Source organism: Novosphingobium sp. PhB55 (genome assembly GCF_004368805.1).
Taxonomy (GTDB): domain Bacteria; phylum Pseudomonadota; class Alphaproteobacteria; order Sphingomonadales; family Sphingomonadaceae; genus Novosphingobium.
Genome location: NZ_SODQ01000002.1, coordinates 343,377 through 363,390 on the forward strand (window position 1 = coordinate 343,377; position 20,014 = coordinate 363,390).

At 66.0% G+C, this 20,014-nt stretch carries 19 protein-coding genes; 11 read left to right on the forward strand and 8 right to left on the reverse strand.

Annotated features, from left to right (window positions below; translation table 11 throughout):
- Positions 1-351 precede the first annotated feature (351 nt).
- Positions 352-2,283, reverse strand: a complete 1,932-nt coding sequence (ftsH, locus tag EDF57_RS05920; protein WP_132267447.1) for an ATP-dependent zinc metalloprotease FtsH — start codon at positions 2,281-2,283, stop codon at positions 352-354.
- Positions 2,284-2,393: 110 nt separating this feature from the next.
- On the reverse strand, positions 2,394-3,467 hold the full coding sequence (locus EDF57_RS05925; RefSeq protein WP_134093458.1) for a DUF4118 domain-containing protein: 1,074 nt from the start codon (positions 3,465-3,467) through the stop codon (positions 2,394-2,396).
- A gap of 291 nt (positions 3,468-3,758) precedes the next feature.
- Here EDF57_RS05925 and EDF57_RS05930 point away from each other — a divergent pair, with 291 nt between their 5' ends.
- Positions 3,759-4,937 carry an aminotransferase gene (locus EDF57_RS05930; RefSeq protein ID WP_134093459.1) on the forward strand — a complete coding sequence of 393 codons (1,179 nt, stop codon included), beginning with the start codon at positions 3,759-3,761 and terminating at the stop codon, positions 4,935-4,937.
- Between the two features lie 88 nt (positions 4,938-5,025).
- Here EDF57_RS05930 and EDF57_RS05935 read toward each other — a convergent pair whose 3' ends face one another.
- A complete protein-coding gene (locus EDF57_RS05935) occupies positions 5,026-5,766 on the reverse strand; it encodes an SDR family oxidoreductase (protein ID WP_132267442.1) in 741 nt (246 codons plus the stop codon).
- Between the two features lie 31 nt (positions 5,767-5,797).
- Positions 5,798-7,309: a replicative DNA helicase gene (locus tag EDF57_RS05940; protein WP_132267440.1), complete on the reverse strand. Its 1,512-nt coding sequence runs from the start codon at positions 7,307-7,309 to the stop codon at positions 5,798-5,800.
- A gap of 248 nt (positions 7,310-7,557) precedes the next feature.
- Between EDF57_RS05940 and EDF57_RS05945 the strand changes: the two genes are divergently transcribed.
- The 4 genes from EDF57_RS05945 to EDF57_RS05960 all read left to right on the forward strand — a co-directional run bounded on the left by EDF57_RS05945 (position 7,558) and on the right by EDF57_RS05960 (position 10,021).
- Entirely contained in the window at positions 7,558-8,040 is a 483-nt protein-coding gene (locus EDF57_RS05945) for a UPF0262 family protein (RefSeq protein WP_132267439.1), read from the forward strand.
- A gap of 13 nt (positions 8,041-8,053) precedes the next feature.
- Positions 8,054-8,773 (forward strand): glycoside hydrolase family 25 protein, encoded by a 720-nt coding sequence (locus EDF57_RS05950; RefSeq protein ID WP_134093460.1) that lies wholly within the window; start codon positions 8,054-8,056, stop codon positions 8,771-8,773.
- Positions 8,770-9,207, forward strand: coding sequence for a cytidine deaminase (locus EDF57_RS05955; protein WP_134093461.1), 438 nt, complete (start codon positions 8,770-8,772; stop codon positions 9,205-9,207). The genes EDF57_RS05950 and EDF57_RS05955 overlap by 4 nt, the downstream gene beginning before the upstream one ends.
- Positions 9,208-9,388: 181 nt before the next feature.
- Positions 9,389-10,021: an alpha/beta hydrolase gene (locus EDF57_RS05960; protein ID WP_134093462.1), complete on the forward strand. Its 633-nt coding sequence runs from the start codon at positions 9,389-9,391 to the stop codon at positions 10,019-10,021.
- 81 nt (positions 10,022-10,102) lie between these two features.
- Here the strand turns inward: EDF57_RS05960 and EDF57_RS05965 are convergent, their stop codons facing one another.
- From EDF57_RS05965 to EDF57_RS05975, 3 genes are all read right to left on the reverse strand, one after another.
- Positions 10,103-11,260 carry a M14-type cytosolic carboxypeptidase gene (locus tag EDF57_RS05965; RefSeq protein ID WP_134093463.1) on the reverse strand — a complete coding sequence of 386 codons (1,158 nt, stop codon included), beginning with the start codon at positions 11,258-11,260 and terminating at the stop codon, positions 10,103-10,105.
- On the reverse strand, positions 11,257-11,877 hold the full coding sequence (locus tag EDF57_RS05970) for a DUF4136 domain-containing protein (RefSeq protein ID WP_208324799.1): 621 nt from the start codon (positions 11,875-11,877) through the stop codon (positions 11,257-11,259). The genes EDF57_RS05965 and EDF57_RS05970 overlap by 4 nt, the downstream gene beginning before the upstream one ends.
- 186 nt (positions 11,878-12,063) lie before the next feature.
- Positions 12,064-12,780: a DUF4136 domain-containing protein gene (locus tag EDF57_RS05975; protein ID WP_243840903.1), complete on the reverse strand. Its 717-nt coding sequence runs from the start codon at positions 12,778-12,780 to the stop codon at positions 12,064-12,066.
- Between the two features lie 274 nt (positions 12,781-13,054).
- On the opposite strand from EDF57_RS05975, the gene ykgO reads away from it, so the two are divergent.
- From ykgO to EDF57_RS06005, 6 genes are all read left to right on the forward strand, one after another.
- Positions 13,055-13,180, forward strand: coding sequence for a type B 50S ribosomal protein L36 (ykgO, locus tag EDF57_RS05980; protein ID WP_021235112.1), 126 nt, complete (start codon positions 13,055-13,057; stop codon positions 13,178-13,180).
- 98 nt (positions 13,181-13,278) lie between these two features.
- On the forward strand, positions 13,279-13,995 hold the full coding sequence (locus tag EDF57_RS05985) for an HAD-IA family hydrolase (RefSeq protein ID WP_134093464.1): 717 nt from the start codon (positions 13,279-13,281) through the stop codon (positions 13,993-13,995).
- A gap of 183 nt (positions 13,996-14,178) precedes the next feature.
- A complete protein-coding gene (locus tag EDF57_RS05990; protein ID WP_132267428.1) occupies positions 14,179-15,627 on the forward strand; it encodes a circularly permuted type 2 ATP-grasp protein in 1,449 nt (482 codons plus the stop codon).
- A gap of 28 nt (positions 15,628-15,655) precedes the next feature.
- Positions 15,656-16,603: an alpha-E domain-containing protein gene (locus EDF57_RS05995; protein ID WP_134093465.1), complete on the forward strand. Its 948-nt coding sequence runs from the start codon at positions 15,656-15,658 to the stop codon at positions 16,601-16,603.
- Between the two features lie 13 nt (positions 16,604-16,616).
- On the forward strand, positions 16,617-17,483 hold the full coding sequence (locus EDF57_RS06000) for a transglutaminase family protein (RefSeq protein ID WP_132267425.1): 867 nt from the start codon (positions 16,617-16,619) through the stop codon (positions 17,481-17,483).
- Positions 17,484-17,543: 60 nt separating this feature from the next.
- Positions 17,544-18,326, forward strand: coding sequence for a proteasome-type protease (locus EDF57_RS06005; RefSeq protein WP_132267423.1), 783 nt, complete (start codon positions 17,544-17,546; stop codon positions 18,324-18,326).
- A gap of 36 nt (positions 18,327-18,362) precedes the next feature.
- Here the strand turns inward: EDF57_RS06005 and EDF57_RS06010 are convergent, their stop codons facing one another.
- Positions 18,363-20,006, reverse strand: coding sequence for a family 43 glycosylhydrolase (locus EDF57_RS06010; RefSeq protein ID WP_208324800.1), 1,644 nt, complete (start codon positions 20,004-20,006; stop codon positions 18,363-18,365).
- Positions 20,007-20,014: the final 8 nt, after the last annotated feature.

Consider the following 20,014-nt stretch of genomic DNA (forward strand, 5'->3'; position numbering starts at 1 on the left):
ACACTCTGGCCGTGAAGCCTCGGTAGCTTCGCAACCACGATATTCAAGCCAGAGTATTGCGATTGTTGCACGCGTGACTGGCTCGTCGGACCCCGTTGGCGCGAATACGCCGTGTTCCTCCAGCCGACGATCACGGTCATGGTGCGAGAGGTTCCGTTGACTGCCCACCAAGGAAGCGACCCGCGAATGGCCGGCCGAGTTCGAATCGGCTCAGCGCTGTTAAAGCGGACCGGATGCCCACCGGACCAAATCCTCACGGCGCCAACGGCAAAGGGGCGCAAGACCGTTAAGCCTTGCGCCCCCTCCTGCATTCTCCCGAAGGAGAACTCATGTTCCGGGATGTCTGTTCCGTCAGGCGCCTTGCGGGGTGGCGCTGCCGGAGAAGCGGCGGCCAGCCTTGGGGATCGAAGAACCGGTCAGCGGTCGCGGTGCACCGGGGCCGCGCGGTTCGCTGGGACGATCGAGCTTGCCGGTTTCCAGCAGCTGGTTGATCTCGTCGCCCGAGAGCGTCTCGTATTCCAGCAGGGCCTGGGCCAGGGATTCCAGCTGCTCGCTATATTCGTTGAGCAGCTGCGTGGCGCGGGCATGGGCATTGTCGACCAGGCCGCGGATTTCGCTGTCGATCAGCTTGTTGGTATCCACCGAACTCATGGTACGCTGAGTGCCGCCCATACCGAGGTAGCCTTCCTGGCTTTCCTCGTACTGGATCGGTCCCAGCTTGTCCGACATGCCCCACTTGGTGACCATGTTGCGGGCCAGGCTGGTGGCGTACTGGATGTCTGACGAGGCGCCCGACGAAACCTTGTCGTAGCCGAAGATGATCTCTTCCGCCACGCGGCCACCCATGGCAACCGAGAGGTTCGCCAGCATCTTGTCGCGATGATACGAGTAGCTGTCACGCTCCGGCAGGCGCATGACCATGCCCAGCGCGCGGCCGCGCGGGATGATCGTGGCCTTGTGGATCGGGTCGGATGCCGGTTCATGCAGCGAGACGAGCGCGTGGCCGGCCTCGTGATAAGCGGTCATCTTCTTCTCGTCGTCGGTCATGACCATCGAGCGGCGTTCCGCGCCCATCATGACCTTGTCCTTGGCGTCCTCGAACTCCTGCATGGCGACCAGGCGCTTGTTGCGGCGCGCGGCGAGCAGGGCGGCTTCGTTGACGAGGTTGGCCAGATCGGCACCCGAGAAGCCCGGCGTGCCGCGCGCGATCACGCGCGGGTTGACGTCGGGCGCCAGCGGCACCTTCTTCATGTGCACGGCCAGGATCTTCTCGCGGCCTTCGATATCCGGCACCGGCACCACGACCTGACGGTCGAAGCGGCCCGGACGCAGCAGCGCGGGATCCAGCACGTCGGGGCGGTTGGTCGCCGCGATGATGATGATGCCTTCGTTGGCCTCGAAACCGTCCATTTCGACCAGAAGCTGGTTCAGCGTCTGTTCGCGTTCGTCGTTCGAGTTGCCGAGGCCGTGACCGCGATGGCGGCCGACCGCGTCGATTTCGTCGATGAAGACAATGCAGGGCGCGTTCTTCTTGGCCTGTTCGAACATGTCGCGCACGCGGCTGGCGCCGACGCCCACGAACATCTCGACGAAGTCCGAGCCGGAGATCGTGAAGAACGGCACGCCCGCCTCACCGGCGATGGCACGGGCGAGCAGGGTCTTGCCGGTACCCGGCGAACCGACCAGCAGCGCGCCCTTCGGGATCTGGCCGCCCAGCTTGGAGAAGCGGGTGGGATCGCGCAGGAACTCGACGATTTCCTCCAGTTCCTCCCGCGCTTCGTCGATGCCGGCGACATCGTCGAAAGTCACGCGGCCCGAACGCTCGGTCAGCATCTTGGCCTTGGACTTGCCGAAGCCCATCGCGCCGGAACCGCCGCCCTTCTGGACCTGGCGCAGCGCGAAGAACGCGATGCCGACGATCAGCAGGAAGGGAAGGGTTTGCGCGAGGATGTAGACGAGCAGGCTGCCTTCCTCGGGCGTCTTGCCGGCATATTGCACGCCGCTCTGCTGAAGCAGCGGAGTCAGCGTGGTGTCGCCGGGGACGGGGACGGTGCGGAACGTGTCGCCGTTCTTCATCTTCCCATCGATGCTGTCCTCTCCCACTTCCACGCTCTGGACGCTGCCTTCGGCAACTTTCGCGCGGAAATCGGAATAGGCGATCATGGGCCCGCTCTCGCTGCGGGTGTTGAACATGGATACCACCATGAGGAGCGCGAGAAAGATGCCGCCCCATACGAGCAGGCTCTTGACCCAGGGATTGCCGCTAGGCTGATCGTCGTTCATCTTGGGAGAAACCGTCCTTTCGCCCGCCAATGTAGGGTCGGGCGGCTGAATCGCAAGTTAGCAGAGCCAGTCAGTGTAATCGTTTCGGCTCCGAGATGCGACATTGCTGATCATTCCGCTTCGGCAAAACGGCTTGGCGGCAGGTGAAGGGTCATTTTTGCCCCGCTGCGACCCGAATCGCAGGGCAGATTTTCCAGCGTGAGCCGGGCTTCGAGCTGGCGACTCAGGACACGGGAAATCCGCAGCCCGATCGATTCGGCATGGTCGGGCTCGAAGTCCGGCGCCAGGCCCGCGCCGTCGTCTTCCACGCTGAAGGCGATGCCTTCGCTCTGGCGGCGCACGTCGATGCGAATGAGGCCGCTGTCGCGCGCAGCCAGGCCGTGTTCCAGCGCATTGGCCATGGCTTCGGAGAGAATCAGGGCCACGGGCACGGCGGCATCGGGCCGCAGTACGATGCCGGGCTCCACGGCGACCTTGCAGGCAATGTCTTCCCGGCCGCTCGAATCCATGACTTGCCCCGAGAGATCGTGGACGAAGCGGTCCAGCGGCACGAGTTCGCCGTCCGGACGATAGAGCTGGCGCTGGATCCGGCCGATCACCTGCAACCGGCCGGCGGCATTGGCGATGGCGCGGCGGGCGGTCGGTTCCTCCAGCCCGCGCAATTGCAGCGACAGGACGGCGCCGATCATCTGCAGGTTGTTGCCCACCCGGTGCTGAAGCTCCTGGAACAGCAGCTCGGTACGTTCCGCCAGCACGCCGCGCTCTTCGGCCAGCAGGCGGACTTCCTCCTGCGCGAGGTGAAGGCGCGCGTTGAACCGTTGCATCAGATGCACGAGGGCAATGTCCACCGCCACCACGCCGGTGTAGAAAGCCAGCGAAACCAGTGACTTGTAATCGAGCGCCAGCCCAAAACGGGGCGGGATGAACAAGTACCAGGCAAAGAACCCGCAGATCACCGCAGCCATGATCCCCGGCCGGGGGCCGAAGAGGAACGAGGACAGGATCACGGCGGGAAAGAACGTGAGATAGGGATAGCCCGGTGGAAAGGCGGCATCCAGTTCCCACCGCAGCCAGGCCGCCAAGATGCAGAGCGCCGCCGTAGTGCCGTAGCGCACCAGTGGCCGCTCCGGGATGAGGGGCAGCCGTTCGATGAACGGGGTGGAGAACAGCACTGGTCGGTTCATGTCGGGCAAGTCTCTCGCTTCGCCGGGAGCAGCGAGTGTCCGTCCGGGCTGCGCGGGGATGTGTGCGTGCTGTATCCTCCCCGGCGCAAGCGGAAGGCGATTTCCATCAAGCCAATGACGCGTGGTGGGCGCGCTGGTTCCCTGCGGTTCGGGCATTCGGCGCGGTTCTCGCCGATTTCGCTCCGGCGTGCAGCGCTCTTGCTCTCGCGGGCGGTTTGTCGGAGGTAAGGCGCCGGAGGGCCGGGCGCTGGCGTGGCAACGGTCCGGACAAGATGGGGAGCCCCTGCGGGCATGAAGACAGCCGATCGCATTCATCCGGTCTATGCGGAAATGGAGCGCACGGTGTTCGACCGCATGTCGGCGCTCGCGCGCGAACATGGGGCGATCAACCTGGGGCAGGGATTTCCGGACGGGACGCCCCCGCCGGCCCTGCTGGAGGCGGCAAGCCGCGCCCTGTTCGAACGGTCGAACCAGTATCCGCCCGGCGCGGGCCTGATCGAACTGCGCGAGGCGATCTGCGGCTATTACGGGCGGCGGCAGGGCCTGCCGGTTACCGTAGAGCAGGTCACCGTGACCTCGGGCGCGACGGAGGCGCTGGCTGCGGCCATCTTCGCCTTCGTGCAGCCGGGGGACGAGGTGATCCTGTTCCAGCCCGCTTATGACGCCTATGCGCCGCTGGTGCGCCGGGCGGGCGGCGTTCCCGTCTCGATCCCGCTGCTGCCGCCGGAGTTCCGCTACCCTGCCGAGGCGCTGGAGGCAGCGATCACGCCGCGGACGCGGGTGCTGATGTTCAACGACCCGCTCAACCCGGCGGGCACGGTCGCCAGCCACGAGGAACTCGCCGCGATCGCGCGGGCCTGCACCGCGCACGATCTCATCGCGATCAGCGACGAGGTCTGGGAAGATGTGCGTTTCGACGGGGTTCCGCACCGCTCGCTCATGGCGTTCCCCGGCATGGCCGACCGGACGGTTAAGATCGGCTCGGCAGGCAAGATATTCGGGCTGACGGGCTGGAAGATCGGCTGGATGATCGCCGCCGATGTGCTGGGCACGGCGATTTCGCGCGCGCACCAGTTCCTGACTTATGCCACGGCGGTGCCGCTGCAATGGGCCGTGGCGGAAGGGCTCTCGCTCCCGGATGCCGTGCTGGCGGGGCAACGGGCGCAATGGGCGGAATCCCGCGAGCAGCTGAAGGCGGGGCTGGCGCAGGCGGGCTTCGTCGTTCTGCCGAACGCGGCGACCTGGTTCCTCAATGTCGACTTGTCCGCTTCGGGCATCGGCCTTGCGGACCGGACTTTCAGCGAGCGGGCGGTGGTGGAGGCCGGGGTGGCGACTGTGCCGGTTTCCGCGCTCTACCAGGGCGCGCAGGCGCCGGGCCATTTGGTCCGCTTCTGCTTCACCAAGCCGGCGAAAGTGCTGGACGAGGCCGTGCAGCGCCTTGCACGGTTTCGGCATGCATTGGCTGGATGAGACGCGCACGCGATCTTTGAAAAATGCCCATGCGGGTATTTCTTGAGACGGCACCGGCCCGCACCCCGAATTCGCGGGTCGCGAATTCTCAGGCGTTCAGGCCGCCGTTCACGCTGATGACTTGCCCGGTGATCTTCGCGGCCCCGTCGGAACAGAGGAACAGGGCCAGCGGCGCGATGTCGTCCGCGGTCGGCAGCCCCAGGCCGGCGCGGCGGGCGGCGCGGGCCATCCGCTCCGATCCCATGCGGATGGCGCTTTCGCTGCCCTCGACGAAGCTGGTGGACAGGGCGTGGGCGCGGATGCCGTCACGCGCGGCTTCGACGGCGAAATTGCGCACGAAGCCGATGGTCCCGGCCCGGGCTGCGCCGATCAGGCTCTGGCGCGCCGCCGCGTAGATTCCCGCGTCGGAGACGAGGGCGATGAACGTGCCGCCCTGCGTCCCCAGAAAACCGTAGCTGGCGAGCGCGAGGCGCTCGACCCAGCCGACGGAGACGTTGAGGAAATCGCCGAAGGTCTCGGGCGCGGTCTCGGGCAGCAGTCCGGTTATGCCGAGCGGCCCGGTGGAGACGCAATCGATCACCGCGTCGATCCGGCCATATTGCTCGCCCACTTCGGCGATCAGGGTTTCCGCCGCGTCCTCTTCCCAGACATCGGCAATGAAGCCGTCCACGGTGCCGAGGTAGGAAAGCCCGGTGACGAGCGCCGTCACTTTTTCCTGGGTGCGTCCATGAAGAGCGACCTTCCAGCCATGGGCCAGGGCCTGGCGGGCGATGGCACTGCCGATCGAACCGCTGCCGCCGGCGAGAAGCAGGACTTTCTGGTCGCTCATCGTATCCTTTTCGGCTTGCCCGTGGGAATGGTCAGTCGCTTTCGAACGCCGCGCGCATGTCGTCGTCGGCCAGATCGGAGAACTTGGTGATCCGCGCTTCGAAGCGCAGGCGCACCTTGCCGGTGGCGCCGTGGCGCTGCTTGGCGATGATCAGTTCGGACAGGCCGGTGATGCGCTCCATGTGTTCGCGCCATTCGTTCCACTTGGCGTGGACGTCTGGCGGATCGTTATCGCCGGGTTCGCGCGGTTCGACGCCCTTGGCGTAGTAATCCTCGCGGAACACGAACCAGACCATGTCCGCGTCCTGCTCGATCGAGCCCGATTCGCGAAGGTCGGAAAGCATCGGCCGCTTGTCTTCGCGCGATTCCACCGCACGAGAAAGCTGCGACAGCGCGATCACCGGAACGTGCAGTTCCTTGGCGAGCGTCTTCAATCCGCGCGAGATTTCCGAGATTTCGTTGACGCGGTTGTCGTTGGCGCGGCCCGAGCCCTGGAGCAGCTGCAGGTAGTCGATGATCACCAGGCCGATATTGTGGCGGCGCTTCAGGCGGCGCGCACGGGTGCGCAGGCCGGCGATGGTGAGGCCGGGCGTATCGTCGATATAGAGCGGCAGTTCGGCCAGGCGCTGGCTGGCGAAGGAGAGCTGCTGGAAATCCTCGCGGCTGATCTTGCCCATGCGCAGCGCTTCGGAGCTGATGCCCGACTGCTCTGCCAGGATACGCGTGGCCAGCTGGTCGGCGCTCATTTCCAGGCTGAAGAAGGCCGTTGCCGCGCCGACCGATTTCTCGGCCGGAATGCCGTCGGCCAGGTCGCGCTGGAGCCGGTCGGAGGCATTGAAGGCGATGTTGGTGACGAGCGAGGTCTTGCCCATGCCGGGACGGCCGGCAAGGATGATAAGGTCGGAATCGTGCAGGCCACCGATCTTGCCGTTGACCGAATTGAGGCCCGTGGTCTTGCCCGAGATATGGCCGCCGGAATTGAACGCCTTCTCGATGGCGCCGATGGCGGTGCGGGTGGCGGCGGCGAAGCTCTTGGCCTCGTTCGCGGTCGAGGCGCCTTCGGCCACCTTGTACAGTGCGGCTTCCGCGCGTTCCACCTGCTCCATCGGTTCGACCGATTCGGAGGTGTCCATCGCCTCGGCCACGAGATTGCGGCCCACCGAGATCAGTTCGCGCAGCAGGGCAAGGTCGTAGATCTGGTCCGCCAGCTCGCGCGGGGCCAGCAGGCCCTGTCCGTCGGCCGTGAGGCGGGCGAGGTAGGACACGCCGCCCAGCGCCTTCAGCGCTTCGTCCGATTCGAAATAGGGGCGCAGGGTAACCGGCGTCACCACGGCCTTGCGATCGAGCAGTTGCAGGATGCGCTCGTAGATCCGGGCATGGACCGGTTCGTAGAAGTGCATCGGGGTGAGCTGCGTCTGCAGTTCCTCGATCACCCGGTTGTCGATCAGGACGGCGCCCAGGAATGCGGCCTCGGCCTCGACGTTGGCGGGCAGACTGCGGGCTTCGGCCTCGGGTGCGAGGGCAATGGCGGCTTGTTGTGACATGAGGGGGCGGACAATGCCCCATCTCGCCCCCCGGCAGCAAGCGAGCAGAAGAGTGATATTAATCCACAGGGTGTTGAGGAGCGGTTTTGGGCCGGGATGACGTCTCCCCCCGGGGGTGCCTTCGACATCCGATGCCGCTCGAATCGGGCGGGCGCCTGTTTTTGCCTGACCGTGCGGTCGGACAAAAACGCCCACGCAACAACGCCCCTTGCGACCCCATGCTGCGAACGCGTAAAGGGCAAGGGAACATGTCCGATCCGCGCATCTCCCATATCGAGCTGGACGACGCGACCATCCTGTGGCGCAACGCCGATATCGAGCAGGAGCGGCGCATTGCCATTTTCGACCTCATCGAAGACAACGTCTTCAAGCCGGTCCGCGCCTTCGAGGCGGGGCACGAGGGGCCTTACCGGCTGCGCCTCTCCGTTCGCGACGGTCGCCTCTCGCTGGAACTGGGCGACGAATCCGGCAATCCGCTGGAGACCATGATGCTGGGGCTGGCCCGTTTCCGCCGGCCCGTGCGCGAATATTTCGCCGTTTGCGAAAGCTACTACCAAGCGATTCGCAAGGCTTCCGCCCAGGAAATCGAGACGATCGACATGGCCCGGCGCGGCATCCACGATTCGGCCGCCGAACTCCTGCTCGAAAGGCTGGACGGCAAAGTCGCCACCGATCACCCCACCGCACGCAGGCTTTTCACGCTGATCTGCGTCCTGCATATTCGCGGCTGAAGGGGGCTTCACGATGACGAGGAAGGGTTTGGCCGCCAAGGCGCGCGCGCGCATCCTGTGGCGTATCGCCGCGGTGCTGTTGCTGCTGGCGCTTGTCGCCGGGGGCTGGGGCTGGTGGCATCTGCGCCACTGGACGCCCGACCGTTCGATCTATCCCATGCAGGGCGTGGAAATCGGCGCCGCCGACGGCGAGGTGAACTGGAAGTCGCTCAAGGCGGTCGGCGTGGACTTCGCCTATATCGATGCCAGCGCCAGCGTCAGCGCCTTTGCGCGCGATCCGCGCTTCGTCGCCAATTTCGTGGCGGCCAAGGCGGCGGGGCTGCAAGTGGGGGCCGTCCACCGCTACGATCCCTGCCAGCCGGCGGAAATGCAGTCCGCCAATTTCGTCACCACCGTGCCGCGCGATTCGGCGCTGCTGCCGCCGGCCATCGACCTCGACATCCTGGCGGACGGCTGCCCCACCAACGTGTCCGACGCCAAAGTCGAAAGCGAGTTGATGACTTTCATCAACCAGATCGAGACGCACGCAGGCAAGCCGGTGATTCTCAAGGTCAGCAAGGCTTTCGAGGACCGCTACCGCATCGCGGCCAAGCTGGATCGCAACCTCTGGCTGGTGCGCGATCGCATGCTGCCCGACTATGGCGGCCGGCCGTGGTCCCTGTGGACGGCGAACGGCTCGCTCGCGAGCGAGATTGCGCAAGGGGGGCTGCGCTGGGTAGTGGTGCAGCCATGACTTTCACCACTCAACAGCGCGACGCCCTGCTCGTGGCCGCGCGCGAGGCCGCGTCGCGCGCCTATGCGCCCTATTCGAAGTTCCATGTCGGCGCCGCGCTGCTCATGGCGGACGGCTCGGTGGTCACCGGGGCCAATGTCGAGAACGCCAGCTATGGCCTGTCGCTCTGCGCGGAAACGGTTGCGGTTTCCGCGATCCTGTCGTCCGGGCAGCCCGGAAAGCTGGAAGCCGTGGCCGTGACCGGCGGCGCTCCGGGCGCGGCGGGGCAGGGCGATACCGTCACCCCCTGCGGGCGCTGCCGCCAGATCCTCAACGAGATCGCGCAAGTCGGCGGCACCGACCCGGTGGTCTGGTGCGACGGCGCGGAAGGCGTGCTGGAAACGACGCTGTCCGCGCTGCTCCCTCACGCTTTCGGACCTGCCAACCTCCTGTAAGACAAGGGGTTTCTCCCCCCTTGGCGATGCACACACCGCCGCGCGGCCCTTTCGGAGCGGCGCGGCAGCGCATCGCTTTGTCGGAATCCTATTGTCAACTAAATCAGTTGAGTTATGGTGCGTCTGGTCGGGACGTAGACAGAGTCGACCGGCGGTATCCCCAACAGCGTTGGAGCACCCCATGACACACTACCGTTATCCCCGTGCGCAGGACCATGTGCCGCTGATTCTCCTGGTGCCCGGCGCGCCCCTTGCCGAAGGGCACTGGATGAACCGCTGGGCGCGCTGGAGCGAGCATTGCCGGCTGCTGGAGCTGGGCCTCTGGGACGAGCCGCATCGCAATACCTGGGTCAACAAACTCAACCTCGCGGTTCGCCGCGCCGACCGGCCGGTGGTGATCGTCACTGACGACATCGCCGCCCTCGCGCTTGCCTGGTGGGTGGAGTTCGAGGGACTGGGCGCGGAAAACCCGGTGCTCGGCGCGATCGTCGTCAATCCGCCGAACATGGACCTGCCGGGCGCTGACCGCCGCCTTTCGCGCTTCGGCGCCTGTCCGCGCCAGGCGCTGCCCTTCACTTCGTTCATGGTCGGCGATCTGGATGCGTCGATGGCGCAGCAACGCTCGATGATCCGGCTGGCCAAGGACTGGGATTCGTTCCCCGTATGCGACGACACGCGCGGCGACTGGGCCTCGGGCTGGATGATGCTGCAGAGCGTGCTCGGCGAAGTGCCGGCGGCCGCCGTCTCACCGTCCTGGAGCTACGACGAGAACCTCGCCGTCAGGCAGGCCTTGCGGCAGTGGGCCGGGATCTGATCCGGTGAAAGGGTAGTTCCTTTCACCGCGGCGGGCTTGGGATGCCGAACCTTCAGGCGTCCCAAGCCGGCGCGGCCGTTCTTACTTGCCGTCCTGCTCGACCAGCCATTCCAGCAGCGCGCCCATGCAGTCCTTGCCAAGCTGGGCCGAGCGTTCCGGGCTCCAGCCCTGGCGCGGGTCGGCGGCTTCGTCATGGTCCTTGAACGGCATTTCCAACGTCATGGACACGGCGCCGAAGCGCTCGGCGACCTGATTGGTGGACATCGTCAGGTTGCCCTTGCCCGGCTGGGCGGTGGAGTAGCCGAGGCGGGTCTGGAAGTCCGGCGTGCGGCGTTCCAGGATCGTCGCGTAGCGGTCGTAACCCTGCTTCTGCTCGGCCTTGAGCGAGGGGATGCCCTCGAAACCGGCCAGGAAGACGGCGGGGATGGCTTCGTCGCCGTGGATGTCCATGGCGAAGTCCACGCCGGTTTCGTCCATGGCGGCCAGGATCGCGAGCACTTCGGGAGACCTCTCGGCGCTGGGCTCGGCCCATTCCCGGTTGAGGTTCACGCCCGCCGCATTGGTGCGCAAGTGGCCGCGCGCCGAACCATCCGGGTTCATGTTGGGCACGACGTGGAAGCGGCACCGCTTGCGCAGTTCGCGCCCGACCGAATCGGCGGGATCGGCCAGCACTTCCAGAGCGCCCTCCATCCACCATTCGGCCATCGATTCGCCGGGATGCTGGCGGGCATAGAGCCAGACCTGCTTGAGTCCGTCGCCCATGGAGAGGCAATCGAGCGGGCGGCCGTCCAGCGTGGTGCCGAGCAGGCGGTAGTCCACTTCCTCAAGCCCTGCGAGCGAGGCGATGAGGTCGTGATGGCGCTCCATCGAATAGGGCGCAAAATAGGCGAACCAGGCCAGTTCGCTGTCAGGCGTGTGGCGGATGGTGAGCGTTCCGCCGTCCTTGCCGCCGTCCCAGGTGGTTTCGGCGCGGCCCCAGAACTGGCGGTCTTCCGAGGCGCAGGCGCGGTATCCGGGCCAGCCCAGCGGATAGGCCGAGGCGTTGAGGCCGGTGATCTTCAGCGTCAGTTCCTCGCCCGCGATGCTCTGGCCGGGGGCGGCGCTGACGCGGAAGTGGAACCACTGGAGGAAGTCCGATTCGTGATCCGGGCGGATCTTGAGTCGCGCGGTGGTGCCATCGATGGAAAGGACTTCGATGTTGCCGGAATCGAATGCGGAGGAGATCTGGATGCTGGTCATTTCACCAGGATAGTTTCACCCGACTTGCCCGGAAACCCCTTGAACAACGCTTCGGCCATTTTTGCCGCGCCCAGCGAGGTTTGCGCCACGGGAGACTTGGAGCCGACAGTGAAGGCAGCGCGGCCTTCCCAGATGGTGCGGCCGTCCGGGCGGTCCTTGATCATCACATGCATGCGGGTATCCACCTGGTCCTGCGGTTTGCCGGCCAGGTTGATGCCCAGCCCCAGGCCGAGGCCCGATCCGTAGCTGCCGGTGCTGCCGCCCACGCCCACCGAGACGGGACTGCGGCGCGCGCCGGGCTGATAGATCTGCCGCTCCACCGAGAGCACCGCCACTTGCGTGTCGCGCACGGCTTCTCCGGGAAGGGCCTGGCGGTAGCCGACTTTCGCCAGCTCCTGCGCCACGGCGGCGGCGTAAGTCCGGAATTCCAGGCTGGAGGCATCCTGCGCATTGGCAGGATCGACGCGAATCACCCCGCGTCCGAGCATCGATGCGTCCGGAGCGCTGAACCGCGTGACTTCCACCGGCCCGACTTGCGCGGCACAGCCGCCCAGAGCCAGCGCTCCGGCGAGAAGGGGGGCCATGAACAGGGGGGCGAAAGGACGGATGCGGATCATGTCAGGCTCTCCTGAGGCGGTTCCTCATGCAATAAACCCCCGTGAAGGGAGAAAGTCGCACGGGCGGCTTGCGGGGTTGCGCTTGGTCGGCGGGGCCAATCTGCGGCGGGTTCAGTCTGCCGGCGGTTCAGTCTGCGGCGGGGTCAAGCCTGCCGGCGGGCAGGCGCGTGCCCCGGCGCGGCACTTTCAGCCCTGGGGGGCGGACACGCCTACCGGGTCGGCCTTGGGGAAGCCGTCGAACAGGGCGGCGGCCAGCTTGCCGGCAATGCGGTAGTCCGGCCAGTTGTCGTCACCCTCGCGCGTGGCGATCGTGGCATAGCCTTCCCACAGCACCTTGCCGCTCGCCTTGTCGACGATCCGGGTGTCGAGCCGGGTGCCGATCAGCGCCGTGCGGGGCTTGGTGAGGTCCACGTTCACGGCCAGCCCGTAGGCCGAGCCGCGGTTGCTGACGCCCATGGCCGCGGTGCCGCTGACCGGATTGCGCTTTTCCTCGGCAGGGGTCAGGACCTGGCGGCTGATCTTCAGCTCGGCCACTTGCCCGCCATTGTCTTCCTTGTGCTGGGTGTCGTAGCCCGCGCCGACGAGGGCATCGACGATGGCGGCCTCATAAGCGGCGCGCTCGGCGCCGGGCACCCATTGGCCTTCGCCCGAATCGGACTGAACCGAAACCACGCCGTGGCCGAGATCGGCCGCTTGCGGATCCTGGGCAACGAATCGGCTCACTTCCACGCGGCCTTCGCGCGAATCCTTCGTGCGGCTGGAGGACATCGGCGCGCCGACCGGGCCGCCCATCAGCGGGTCGCCCCATCGATCGCCCCAGCCGGAACCCCAGCCCGAACCATAACCGCCACCCCAGCCGGGACGGGCCTGAAGCGCGGGAGCGGCAAGCAGCGTTGCGACCATTCCAGTAGCGAAAATCGCGGTTTTTAGCGTCTTCATTGTTCGTTGGGGTCCGAAAAGGCGATTGGCGAAGAATCGGTTGGGTCGCACCCGAACCTGGGTTATGGGCGCTTGCGATTGCCTTGGGATGAACGGCAAAACGAAGCTCTTGCACGAGGTGGAATGGCCCCTCGGGCTTGACTTTGCAAGCCGCTCCCACTAACGGCGCCACTTCCTATTTTGCGGCGGCCCCAGTTTGCTTGGTGCAACCGCCGGACCACGCAAGACGAGACTAGACATGAAGATTACGAACAGCCTGAAGTCGCTCAAGGGTCGTCACCGGGACAACCGCGTGATCCGCCGTCGCGGCCGCACTTACGTCATCAACAAGACCAACCGTCGCTTCAAGGCCCGCCAGGGCTGATTCGTCTGTCTGTCCCTGCCATCGGGCGGGGATGACCAAGGCGGACGGGCGATTGCGTCTGACGACATGAGGCCCCCGCCAGGTGCGGGGGTCTTGTCATGTCTGCTGTCCAAGAAAACCATCCTGCCGAAGCGCGCGGGCCCGTAGCGGCGCCTGTAGCGGCCGTCGTGTTCGATGTCGGGCGCGTCCTCGTCGAGTGGGACATGCGCCTGCTTTTCGCCAAGCTGATCCCCGAGCCGGAGCGGCTGGACTGGTTCTGCACCACCGTCGTCACCGAGGAATGGCACTTCGAGCATGATGCCGGTCGCGATCTGGCGGAACTGGTGGCCGAGCGAAAGGCCGCGTTCCCGGGCAACGACGCCCTGATAGACGCTTACGCCACGCGGTTCCTGGAAACGATCCCCGGCAACGTCCCGGGCAGCCACGACATCGTTCGCGAGCTTGCGGCACAGGCCGTGCCGCTTTTTGCCATCACCAACTTCGCCAGCCCGTTCTGGCGCGAGTACCGCGCGGTGGAGCCGCTGTTCGACCTGTTCGGCGACATCGTCGTCTCTGGGGACGAGAAGCTGGCCAAGCCCGACGCGCGCATCTTCGACCTGGCGGCGAAACGCTTCGGCCACGACCCGCAGGCGATGCTGTTCATCGACGACAATGCCGCCAACATCGCTTCGGCGCGGGCGCTGGGCTGGCAGGTGCATCATTTCCACGGCGCCCCGGCGCTGCGGGCGGACCTGACGGCGCGGGGCCTGCTGGAAGCCCAGGCAGGGCGAGATACCAAAGCCCCGGAGATTCCCGCGCCAGGATCAGTGAATTAGCCAACTGCACTTAGCACCTGCAGCGCACGCATATGCTGCCGGAGATTGCGCGGGAAAGCGTGCTCCAGACCAAATCGGTCCGAATTCCGCCGATCCGCGCAGGAATTTTTCTTTCGCACTTGCAGCGTAACCGCTTGGCAAGCTCGTTTCCGTGTTGCATCACATGGACAAACGGGAGTCACAATGACGGCTACGGGCGGAACCAACTACGACGAGATGCTCAACGAGGATGGGTCGGTGAGACCTGCCTACGCCGACTTTCGAAAATGGTACGACTCGCAGGACAAGGCCTGGCTGAAACGGCAGGACGCCGAGGCGGAGCGCTTCTTTCGCCGCATCGGCATCACCTTCAACGTCTACGGGAACGACGCCGCCGAGGAGCGGCTCATTCCCTTCGACATGATCCCCCGCATCATCACCGCCCGCGAGTGGCGCAAGCTGACGCAGGGCATCGAGCAGCGGGTGCGGGCGCTCAATGCCTTCCTGCAGGACCTCTACCACCGCCAGGAGATCATCCGCTCCGGCCGCCTGCCGATCTCCGCGCTCCGCAACAACGAGGCGTTCCTGTCGCAGATGATCGGGATGACGCCGCCGGGGGGCGTCTATACCCATATCGTCGGCATCGATCTCGTCCGCACCGGGCCGGAAGAGTTCATGGTGCTGGAAGACAATGCCCGCACGCCGTCCGGCGTCTCGTACATGCTCGAGAACCGCGAGACGATGATGGCGATGTTCCCGGAGCTGTTCACGCGCATCCCGGTGCGCCCGGTTTCCGACTATCCGCGCCGTCTGGCCCGCTCGCTGCGGGCCTGCGCGCCGCCGGCGTACGATGGCGGAAAGGGCGGCGGCACCCGTCCGACCGTGGCCGTGCTGACGCCGGGCATCTACAATTCCGCTTATTTCGAGCACGCCTTCCTGGCCGACCAGATGGGCGCGGAACTGGTGGAAGGCCGCGATCTTCGCGTGGTGGACGGCCGCGTCGCCATGCGCACGACCACGGGCTACAAGGCGATCGACGTGATCTATCGCCGCGTAGACGACGATTATCTCGATCCCCTGAGCTTCCAGCCCGATTCGGCGCTGGGCGTTTCGGGGATCATGGACGTCTACCGCGCGGGCGGCATTACCATCGCCAATGCGCCGGGCACCGGCATCGCCGACGACAAGGCGATCTACAGCTACATGCCCGAGATCGTCGAGTTCTATACCGGCGAGAAACCGATCCTGGCCAATGTGCCCACCTGGCGCTGCTCGGAAAGCGATTCCCTGGCCTATGTTCTCGACAATCTGGCCGAACTGGTGGTCAAGGAGGTCCATGGCTCGGGCGGCTACGGCATGCTGATCGGCCCGGCCGCCTCGAAGAAGGAACTGGCCGATTTCGAGGCCAAGCTGCGCGCACGGCCGGACAATTACATCGCCCAGCCGACGCTATCGCTCTCCACCGTGCCGATCTTCACCAAGGAGGGACTGGCGCCGCGCCACGTGGACCTGAGGCCATTCGTGCTGGTTTCGCCCGAAGGCATCGACATCACGCCGGGCGGGCTCACCCGCGTGGCGCTGAAGAAGGGATCGCTGGTGGTCAATTCCTCGCAAGGTGGCGGCACCAAGGATTCGTGGGTGCTGGACGAATGAGGGCTATGGGACGGGTGAGGGCGCGCTGATGCTGGGACGGGCCGCCAACGGCGTATACTGGATGAGCCGCTATCTCGAACGGGCGGAAAACACCGCGCGCCTGATCGACGTGGGTTTCCACCTCGCGCTGACGCGGGGCAACAAGCATTCGCAGGACGAGGAGTGGAAGTCGGTCCTGACCACCACCGGGCTGGTGGGGAACTATTGCCGCGTCCACGGCGGGTTCAACGGGCCCCAGGTGTTCAACTTCCTGCTGCGCGACAAGGACAATCCCGGCTCGGTCCTGGCCATGGTCGAGAACGCGCGCACCAATGCCCGCATGGTGCGCAACAGCCTGACCAACGCCGTATGGGAATCCACCAACGAAGGCTGGATGCATTTGCGCGACTTGCTCGCGCGGCCGGTTCGGGAGACCAACCTGGGCGAAGTGCTGGGCCAGATCCGCCGCACCGGCACGCTCGTGCGCGGGGCGCTGGAAGGGACGATGCTGCGCAACGAGGTGTTCAACTTCTCGCGCATCGGCACGTTCATCGAGCGGGCGGACAGCACCGCGCGCATCCTCGACGTGAAATACTACGTCCTGCTGCCCTCGGCGGCCTGGGTCGGCTCCAGCCTGGACAACGTGCAGTGGGACACGCTGCTGCGCTCGGTGGCGGGCAACCGTGCCTATTCCTGGCTCAACGCCGGCGCCATGGACTCGCGCGGGATCGCCCGGTTCCTGATCCTGGACGGGCAGTTTCCGCGCAGCCTGGTCTTCTGCTACGACAAGCTTCGCAGCAACATGGCAGGCCTCGCCAAGGAATATGGCGGGGAGACATCCGCGCACGCGCTTCTGCGCGCCACTGGCGGCGCGCTTCAGGAAACCTCGATCGAGGCGATCTTCGAGATGGGCCTGCACGAATTCCTGCAGGACTTCATCGGCAAGACCAGCCGGCTGGGCAGTGCCATCGCCGCCGATTACCGCTTCAACGAATAGGACGGCTTGTTCCATGCTTCTGACCGTCACGCACACCACGCGCTACGCTTTCGCCGCTCCCGTCACGCACGGATTGCAGCGGCTTCGGCTGCGGCCCAAGACCACTCACGGGCAGGAAGTGCTCGACTGGACGATGGAACTGACCGGCGCGCGCCACGAGGTGGGCTACGACGATCAGCACCAGAACCACACCTCGCTCGTTTCCATCGAACCGGGCGCCCGGGAAGTCACCGTCACCTGCGCGGGCACGGTGCGCACCAGCGACAACAACGGCATCACCGGCGCGCATGGCGGGCATGCCCCGCTCTGGTGCTTCCTGCGCGCGACTCCGTTGACCCGCGCCGGCAAGGGGGTGCGTTCGCTGCTGGCCTCCGTCGATGCCGACAAGTCGGACCTGGTGGGGTTCCTCCATGTCCTTTCCAGCGCCATCGCCGCGCGCGTTGCCTATGTGCCGGGCGCCACGGACGTGCGCACGACGGCGGAACAGGCGCTGACGGCAGGAAAAGGCGTCTGCCAGGACCATGCCCATATCTTCATCAGCGCCGGGCGCCTGCTGGACATCCCGATGCGCTATGTCGGCGGCTATCTGCGGATGAACGACCGGGTGGAGCAGGATGCCGGGCACGGCTGGGCAGAGGCGCACGTTCCGGGGCTGGGCTGGGTCGGATTCGACGTTTCCAACGCGATCTGCCCGGATGAAAGGTATATCCGCGTAGCCAGCGGCTCAGACTATGCAGAGGCCGCCCCGGTTACGGGTGTGGCCACGGGCGCGGGGGAAACCCGGCTGGACGTGCATTTGTCCGTGGAGGAGAACCTGCTAGGACAGCAGCAGCAACAGCAGTCCGCAGACGGCGGGCAGCGGCAGATACAAGGCGGCTGAAACGGCCGCGGTCCGGTGAATGGTCGCGCGGGACGCAGGAATTCAGGGGTTTTTGATTCCATGACCTATTGTGTAGGCATGATGCTGGATCGCGGACTCGTCTTGATGAGTGACACCCGCACCAATTCGGGCGTCGACAATATCTCCACGTTCCAGAAGATGTATCACTGGGAAATCCCGGGAGAGCGCATCATCACCCTGATGACGGCGGGCAACCTGGCCACCACCCAGGCGGTCATCAGCCAGCTGGAAGAGCGGAACAAGGCCCCGGCGGAGCGGCACAATTCCCTGCTGGAAGCGCCCACCATGTTCCAGGTGGCCACGGTGGTCGGCAATCTCCTCCAGGACATCATCACCGAGCGCGCCAGCGACAATGGCCAGAAGGCCGCGACCGGCACCTTCAGCGCCTCGATGATCGTGGCCGGGCAGATCAAGGGCATGGAGCCGCGGCTTTTCCTGATCTACCCCGAGGGCAATTTCATCGAAGCCAGCTTCGATACGCCCTTCTTCCAGATCGGCGAAACCAAGTACGGCCGCCCGATCCTGATCCGCGGCTACGACCGGAGCATGACTTTCGAGCAGGCGGTGAAGCTGATGTGCGTCTCCTTCGATTCGACCGTGAAGGCGAACCTATCGGTCGGCCTGCCGCTGGACCTGCTGGTGCTGGAACAGGACCGCTTCACCCCCCTCCACGACCGGCGGATCGAGCCGAACGATCCGTATTTCCAGTCGATTTCGGACGGCTGGGGAGAGGCGCTGCGCCAGGCGCTGGATGCCCTGCCTGACTACCGTATGGAAACCAGGCTCGATACTTCGGGCAATGGCGGCACCGGAAAGTCCTGAGCGTTCAGCGGCGCGGCTCCCTCCGCCGCGCCGAACTCAGTCCTCCAGCGCCGTGAAACGGAAGTCGCGGAACGTCGCTTCGCCGGGACCGGCCGCATAGAGGCCGGGCCGGAGCATCAGGAAACCGCCGCGCACATTGTGGTGGTAGCCCGAAACCTCCATGCCGCGATCGAAGCGCTTCCAGGTGCGGCCGCCGTCTGCCGAGGTGTGGAAGGCGATGATGTGCCGCCGGTTGGTGAGGCGCATTTTCATGCGGCCACCATGGGGATTGGCGGGCCGGCCGCGCTCGATGCCATATTGGTGCGTGACGAAGCGCGCCGCGTCGAAGCCGAGGCCGGCGTAGAGCTTGTCGTCGTAGAACAGCAGCAGGCCCGCCGTGCCGCCGGGGGCCAGTTCGATGTCGCATTCGAACTGATAGCTGGTGTCGCCCGCGATCAGCAGCAGCGGGGAGCCGCTCGACGGGGCCAGGCCCTTGCCTTTGAGATGCAGCGCGCCGTCCGCGACGCGCACGCGGGCCGCCTCGTCAGGCGCGGGACGGAAGAACGACCATTTCGAACCCATCGCCAGCGGCTTGGAGAAATCGTCCGACAGCGCCATGCCGTGGGGCAGGGGATTAGCCACTTTCGGCGCGGGCAGCGGCTGCGACAGGTCTCCGCCGGTCATCCTGAACCAGCCGTCCGGCGTCCATTCGATCGTGTCGAGCAGGCATTGGCGGCCGAGCGTCCAGAAGCCGTTCTCGAAGCCGTGGTAAAGCGTGTACCACCGCTTGTCCGGCCCTTCGACCAGCGAGGCGTGGCCGCGCGACCACCAGGCTTCGGACTGGCTTTCGGTGCGGACCAGCGGATTGCCGGGGTGCTGTTCCCAGGGGCCATGGATGGAGCGGGCACGGGCGGCGATCACCATATGGCCGGTGGGCGGCCCGGCCGTGCCGCCCACTGCCGTGAGCATGTAGAACCAGTCGCCATGGCGGTGGATCTTGGGGCCTTCGGGCGAGAAACCTTCCACGTCCCAATCCTCGGGATAGTGCCAGGGATCGTAGACGTGCTCGACTTTGCCGGCCAGCGACAGCCCGTCTTCGGAAAGGCGAATCCGGTCCCCGCCCGAGAGGAACAGCCAGCGCGAGCCGTCCTCGCCCACGGCATGGCAGGGGTCGATATGGTCATGCAGGCCCAGCGGCTTCGGGTCGCTCCACGGGCCGTCGATATGATCCGCCCAGATCACGTAGATCTCGTTGGGCTCGGCCTTGACCGGGATGTAGAGGAAGTAGCGTCCCTCGTGCTTCTCCAGGCTCACCGCCCATACCGAGCCGATATTGCGGGTCAGCGCCGGTTTGCGGGGCTGCCAGTTCACCAGGTCGCGGCTGTGCCAGATGGTGAGGCCGGGGTAGGAATCGAAGCTGGAGAACGTGAGATAATAGTCTTCGCCGTCCTTGAGGATGGCGGGGTCGGGCCGGTCGCCCGAAAGGACGGGGTTGAGCATCCTGCCGCCGCCGAGGCTGGAAACGCGCTGGTTGTCGAAGCCGCGGCGCCAGTTGCGGGCGGGCGCCGCCGGGGCGGACGGCGGAGCGCTACCCGTTCCGGGCGCCTTCGCGGCAGCCTCTCCGCTTACGAGAGTGGGGGCCGCAAGGCCGATGCCGCCGAGCAGGGCGGTCTTGAGTGCGTCGCGTCTGTCCATCGTCATCCCATTCT

Bases quoted from the DNA above. Each gene is read 5' to 3' on its own strand.
- ftsH (WP_132267447.1), bottom strand. From the start codon at position 2,283: ATGAACGACGATCAGCCTAGCGGCAATCCCTGGGTCAAGAGCCTGCTC.
- EDF57_RS05925 (WP_134093458.1), bottom strand. From the start codon at position 3,467: ATGAACCGACCAGTGCTGTTCTCCACCCCGTTCATCGAACGGCTGCCC.
- EDF57_RS05930 (WP_134093459.1), top strand. From the start codon at position 3,759: ATGAAGACAGCCGATCGCATTCATCCGGTCTATGCGGAAATGGAGCGC.
- EDF57_RS05935 (WP_132267442.1), bottom strand. From the start codon at position 5,766: ATGAGCGACCAGAAAGTCCTGCTTCTCGCCGGCGGCAGCGGTTCGATC.
- EDF57_RS05940 (WP_132267440.1), bottom strand. From the start codon at position 7,309: ATGTCACAACAAGCCGCCATTGCCCTCGCACCCGAGGCCGAAGCCCGC.
- EDF57_RS05945 (WP_132267439.1), top strand. From the start codon at position 7,558: ATGTCCGATCCGCGCATCTCCCATATCGAGCTGGACGACGCGACCATC.
- EDF57_RS05950 (WP_134093460.1), top strand. From the start codon at position 8,054: ATGACGAGGAAGGGTTTGGCCGCCAAGGCGCGCGCGCGCATCCTGTGG.
- EDF57_RS05955 (WP_134093461.1), top strand. From the start codon at position 8,770: ATGACTTTCACCACTCAACAGCGCGACGCCCTGCTCGTGGCCGCGCGC.
- EDF57_RS05960 (WP_134093462.1), top strand. From the start codon at position 9,389: ATGACACACTACCGTTATCCCCGTGCGCAGGACCATGTGCCGCTGATT.
- EDF57_RS05965 (WP_134093463.1), bottom strand. From the start codon at position 11,260: ATGACCAGCATCCAGATCTCCTCCGCATTCGATTCCGGCAACATCGAA.
- EDF57_RS05970 (WP_208324799.1), bottom strand. From the start codon at position 11,877: ATGATCCGCATCCGTCCTTTCGCCCCCCTGTTCATGGCCCCCCTTCTC.
- EDF57_RS05975 (WP_243840903.1), bottom strand. From the start codon at position 12,780: ATGGTCGCAACGCTGCTTGCCGCTCCCGCGCTTCAGGCCCGTCCCGGC.
- ykgO (WP_021235112.1), top strand. From the start codon at position 13,055: ATGAAGATTACGAACAGCCTGAAGTCGCTCAAGGGTCGTCACCGGGAC.
- EDF57_RS05985 (WP_134093464.1), top strand. From the start codon at position 13,279: ATGTCTGCTGTCCAAGAAAACCATCCTGCCGAAGCGCGCGGGCCCGTA.
- EDF57_RS05990 (WP_132267428.1), top strand. From the start codon at position 14,179: ATGACGGCTACGGGCGGAACCAACTACGACGAGATGCTCAACGAGGAT.
- EDF57_RS05995 (WP_134093465.1), top strand. From the start codon at position 15,656: ATGCTGGGACGGGCCGCCAACGGCGTATACTGGATGAGCCGCTATCTC.
- EDF57_RS06000 (WP_132267425.1), top strand. From the start codon at position 16,617: ATGCTTCTGACCGTCACGCACACCACGCGCTACGCTTTCGCCGCTCCC.
- EDF57_RS06005 (WP_132267423.1), top strand. From the start codon at position 17,544: ATGACCTATTGTGTAGGCATGATGCTGGATCGCGGACTCGTCTTGATG.
- EDF57_RS06010 (WP_208324800.1), bottom strand. From the start codon at position 20,006: ATGACGATGGACAGACGCGACGCACTCAAGACCGCCCTGCTCGGCGGC.